We start from the raw sequence: 4,330 nt of genomic DNA on the forward strand, positions 1-4,330 counted from the left end.
GAAAAAAGTGACTGCACGATAAAATGAAAAGCTGCAACGGAAGAACTGACTTGCGGATTCTGCGGGAGAACATAACCACACAGGCATACAGCCACTACACCTGTTTCCAATAAAAGAAGATTACACCACCGGAAAAGCAGAAAGGCTCCACTCGGAGAAAAGCAAGCAAACGATTGAAGCGGACTGCCGATTTGGCAGCGAAATATCCAACTACCTATCTACAGCCCTAAAAGGCTAGGACATATGGGTAAGCAACAGACTGCCGGGCAGTCACTCCGCTGAAAGGGTGGGTGGGAAAAAACTAAGTGGACGCAAAAAACAACCTTACCATTGGGGGATAAACTTCCCCCTATTTTCACTTCACATATTCTTTACCCCACTTCAATTGATTCAACAAACTTCAACAACAAAGCGACTGTTACCGTATGAAATGAAAGCTGATTGAACAACTTATGCGCTTTCAGCATCTCAATAGCGGCTTCAGCCGTAACAACTCTCTGTTCATAAAGCCGAATTGTCGCATATAACTGGTCATTTGCGACAGGCCCCATTATTAGGTCATAGTCACCGTTTTCTCTTCCTCTGCGGTTGTTGACAACAAACTCCAGCCATTCTTTTGTCGCACCCATAAACCGAAGAACCGGATATTCCCTATCAAGAATATCATCGGGAACTTCATAAACAGAGACGATTGCTTTTTCGCTCTGTTCCCTGTTCTTCTTCAACAAAGCCCATTTTTTTGCTTGTTCAAAGTTGGTTGTCGTATAAAATCCCTTCCCAAAGTCCGTAGCCTTCCGTCCTTTCTGTATATTAGGGCGTTTCACGGTAACTGTAGATCCATGAAATAGTCTCATTTTCTTTTATTGATATAAGTCGTTATAGTATCTAATATATATTCGGGGTCTTGGGTATGAAGCATTTCAAAAGTCTCATCCAAAAAATCAAAAACCCCATAGTCCGAAAACAACAACAAGGTTTCTTCCGCACTTTGTTTCTTTTCCTCCCTATAATTCTCAATGCAGAACATCTTGAAAAGCAGGATCTTCGTGTCACCGTTATACCGTCGTTTTTCTTCTGTTTTTTCCTTCTCCAATGTTTCATAAAGCGACAATGTACTTGAATACCATAACTTGGTACTCTTATCCAGCAAAGATTTATACAACTTGGAAGAATATATATAATACAGTGCATCGCCTAAAGGCAATGCCTTTTTCTTCATGACCAGTTCTACCAGCTCTCTCATCACGAATGGGAGCATGGTTGAGTCAAGTTCTCCTTGATTTTTATGAGTAATTTCCATATTCTTGTTGTTATTACTTTAGCATATTTTCGAAAACACCTTCTTCACAGTTCTTTATACACACCTGACACTCGGCCACCACTTCTCTTAATATTCGGGCACATTCTTCATTCGAATGCCCTTGCAGTAATTCATAGGCATATCGCATCAGTTCATTAGCTTCCATTGTTTCCATCCTTATCAATAATATTCAAGTTCATCATTATTTTCTGCAACGACTCCATATTTGGAGTTCCTAACCAACACACACCTATGCAAAAGGTCATATTGTTCTCTGTATCTGAAAAACGCATATTGTTTTACCTTTTACAAACATTGTTGTCCCATTAAAATCTAAAAGAGTTCTTTGAAATATTTGAAATTTAGTTAGTTACAGCGATTTTCCGAGCGAACGGACTTGAATTTGTAGCTTTGCATCAGATTAATCCGATGGCATATGTTCCAAGACAAATACGTTTTCGCTCAATTGGCTTCATTTCTGAATCGAAGTAAGTTTAACCGCATAGTCACCAAGTATGATGGTGATAAATATGTGAAGCACTTCACCTGCTGGAATCAACTACTTGCTTTGATGTTTGGTCAACTTTCTAATCGTGAAAGTCTGCGAGATTTGATAGTTGCTCTTGAAGCTCATCATTCCAAATGTTATCATTTAGGAATGGGTAAAAATGTATCAAAGTCATCGCTGGCAAGAGCAAATCAAGATAGAGACTATCACATCTTTGAAGAATATGCTTACTACCTGGTTAGCGAAGCACGACAAAAGTGTGCTAATCATATTTTCAAACTTGGCGGTAACGTTTATGCTTTCGATTCGACTACTATTGACCTGTGCCTTTCAGTCTTTTGGTGGGCAAAATTCCGCAAAAAGAAAGGTGGTATCAAAGTGCATACATTATATGATGTGGAAACACAGATTCCTGCATTCTTTCATATCACGGAAGCATCCGTACACGATTCTAAAGTTATGATTGAAATTCCTTATGAACCAAGCTCTTATTACATCTTTGACCGCGGTTATAACAACTTCAAAATACTGTATAAAATTCATCAAATTGAAGCCTACTTTGTTGTCAGAGCAAAAAAGAATCTCGGGTACAAATCCATCCAATGGAAACGTAGGCTGCCTAAGAATGTGCTTTCAGACGCAAGTGTATTTCTGACAGGATTCTATCCTAAACAATATTATCCAGAGCCACTTAGATTGGTTAAATATTGGGATGAAGAACAAGAACGAGAATTTACATTCATAACCAATGCGATGCATATATCTGCGCTTCAAGTTGCTGAACTTTATAAAAATCGCTGGCAGGTAGAGCTGTTTTTCAAATGGCTCAAGCAGCACCTTAAAATCAAAAGATTTTGGGGAACTACAGAGAATGCTGTTCGAATACAGATATATGCTGCTATATGCGCTTACTGTTTGGTGGCAATCATTCAACACGATATGCAACTGAACAGAAGTACATATGAAGTGTTACAAATACTGAGCATCTCATTGACTGATAAGACTCATCTGAGAGACCTCTTTGATAAAACTAAATTTCAAAATGACAAAGAACGATTCGGACCAAATGGGCCAAGTTTATTTAATTTTTAATTCGTCCCAATTTTAATGGGACACTAATGTTTTACAAAGGTAAAACAATTAAGTAAAATTCATCTATCATTGCTTTTCATATTTATTGTGTCTTTCTCTTTTGCATCGGAAGTATTAGCACTTACAGCAACCAGACAGTATGACATCGCCACGTTTGATCATACCGCTGGAAAACAACGATATACAATCTGAATCAAAACAGATTGTATATCACCAATTTCTTTTTTTGTGCCTTGTTAAACGTATAAGAAGTTCCTCCGGCAGATTTTCCATCCCAATAGGCAATCAGCCTACAGGCGTGTGAAATCATGTAATCATTACGGTGGGCATAGCATTGGGCATAATAATATTCGGATAGAACTACCACCTTGTCGGCTTGGCGCAAAATATCAGCATACCTCTGTTTGTCCTCTTTGTTGAAATACACATCTTGCCCGACATAAGGAACAACCGCCACCAAAACCATATCGGGATATTGTTTCCTTTGTTCAAGTACGGTATGAGCAGCCATCATGTCAAATCCAACCGCACAACCAATATAGAAAAAACGGATTCCATTCTCATAGCAGAAACGTACCTCTTCATTCAACGATACGGACAAAGCATATTTATTTGTTCGTATCGTTCTATGACCGGTAAAAGCAACGGACATCATTTTCATCCATTTATCACGTGCCTTTCTACATATATCCAACGAACCTGCCGAAGTTTCATACACCATTCCATTCACCTCATAACGATAAGTGAACCAAGTAGTATCTCCAAAGATATCCTTCTGCTTCTCTATATAACTCTCTTTTTCTTTCATCTTATAACATACGGACAACTGTTTTACCTAAAAAGAAACCTCCCAAAACCTCACCTCCTATTTTTTCCAACTGACATGCGAAACGAGCATACGAAAACCCTTTTGTTAAAATATCGTCAAATACCAAGATTTTCTTACCCCGAAAAAAGTCCTTGTCAAATTCTATCACTTGTACTTTTTGAAGCGACTTGCTGTCAAATTTCTCGTGAATAGCCAAACGATCTCCACTGACACGTATATGTTCATACGCATTGATAGCACCTGAAAACTTACACACAGCCGAAGCAAACCCCTTATAACGAAGTTCATTCTTATCAGCGGAAGAAGCCGGAACACAAGCAAAAACAATATTCTTAACATCATCACCAAAAACTTGATGTAACTTATTCGCTATCATCCAAGCTATATTCAAATAAGCTTTTCCATCCTTAAAACTCCATATCATCTTACGAATTTGCCATTCTCTTTCCGTTGCCTGCCGATATTGCATAGGAAGATACTCAAAGAAAGAAAACATCATCTTATGCCATTGTCTGTCTAAACTAGGATATTTACTCTGATGTGCCATAGTCTTTTATCTATTAAAATTAAACTTATGCTTCAGCTAGATTTAAAGACCTTT

At 38.2% G+C, this 4,330-nt stretch carries 5 protein-coding genes; 1 reads left to right on the top strand and 4 read right to left on the bottom strand.

Translation table 11 applies throughout. The annotated features are described in order from the left end of the window. Nucleotides 1-371: 371 nt before the first annotated feature. The gene (locus tag DWX84_RS21135; protein WP_005868753.1) at nucleotides 372-854 is read right to left on the bottom strand and encodes a DUF3990 domain-containing protein; all 483 of its coding nucleotides are present in this window, start codon (nucleotides 852-854) and stop codon (nucleotides 372-374) included. After that, on the bottom strand, nucleotides 851-1,300 hold the full coding sequence (locus DWX84_RS21140; protein WP_005868755.1) for a DUF3791 domain-containing protein: 450 nt from the start codon (nucleotides 1,298-1,300) through the stop codon (nucleotides 851-853). The genes DWX84_RS21135 and DWX84_RS21140 overlap by 4 nt, the downstream gene beginning before the upstream one ends. A 436-nt stretch (nucleotides 1,301-1,736) precedes the next feature. Here DWX84_RS21140 and DWX84_RS21145 point away from each other — a divergent pair, with 436 nt between their 5' ends. Then, nucleotides 1,737-2,900: an IS4 family transposase gene (locus tag DWX84_RS21145; RefSeq protein ID WP_005868407.1), complete on the top strand. Its 1,164-nt coding sequence runs from the start codon at nucleotides 1,737-1,739 to the stop codon at nucleotides 2,898-2,900. Between the two features lie 193 nt (nucleotides 2,901-3,093). Here DWX84_RS21145 and DWX84_RS21150 read toward each other — a convergent pair whose 3' ends face one another. Both DWX84_RS21150 and DWX84_RS21155 read right to left on the bottom strand, forming a co-directional pair. Continuing rightward, nucleotides 3,094-3,708, bottom strand: coding sequence for an SLOG family protein (locus tag DWX84_RS21150; RefSeq protein WP_005868759.1), 615 nt, complete (start codon nucleotides 3,706-3,708; stop codon nucleotides 3,094-3,096). A gap of 1 nt (nucleotide 3,709) precedes the next feature. Beyond that, nucleotides 3,710-4,276, bottom strand: coding sequence for a phosphoribosyltransferase (locus DWX84_RS21155; protein ID WP_005868760.1), 567 nt, complete (start codon nucleotides 4,274-4,276; stop codon nucleotides 3,710-3,712). Between the last annotated feature and the right edge of the window lie 54 nt (nucleotides 4,277-4,330).

The sequence above is a fragment of the Parabacteroides sp. AF21-43 genome, from assembly GCF_003635435.1.
Taxonomy (GTDB): domain Bacteria; phylum Bacteroidota; class Bacteroidia; order Bacteroidales; family Tannerellaceae; genus Parabacteroides; species Parabacteroides distasonis.

Bases quoted from the DNA above. Each gene is read 5' to 3' on its own strand.
- DWX84_RS21135 (WP_005868753.1), bottom strand. From the start codon at position 854: ATGAGACTATTTCATGGATCTACAGTTACCGTGAAACGCCCTAATATA.
- DWX84_RS21155 (WP_005868760.1), bottom strand. From the start codon at position 4,276: ATGGCACATCAGAGTAAATATCCTAGTTTAGACAGACAATGGCATAAG.
- DWX84_RS21140 (WP_005868755.1), bottom strand. From the start codon at position 1,300: ATGGAAATTACTCATAAAAATCAAGGAGAACTTGACTCAACCATGCTC.
- DWX84_RS21145 (WP_005868407.1), top strand. From the start codon at position 1,737: ATGTTCCAAGACAAATACGTTTTCGCTCAATTGGCTTCATTTCTGAAT.
- DWX84_RS21150 (WP_005868759.1), bottom strand. From the start codon at position 3,708: ATGAAAGAAAAAGAGAGTTATATAGAGAAGCAGAAGGATATCTTTGGA.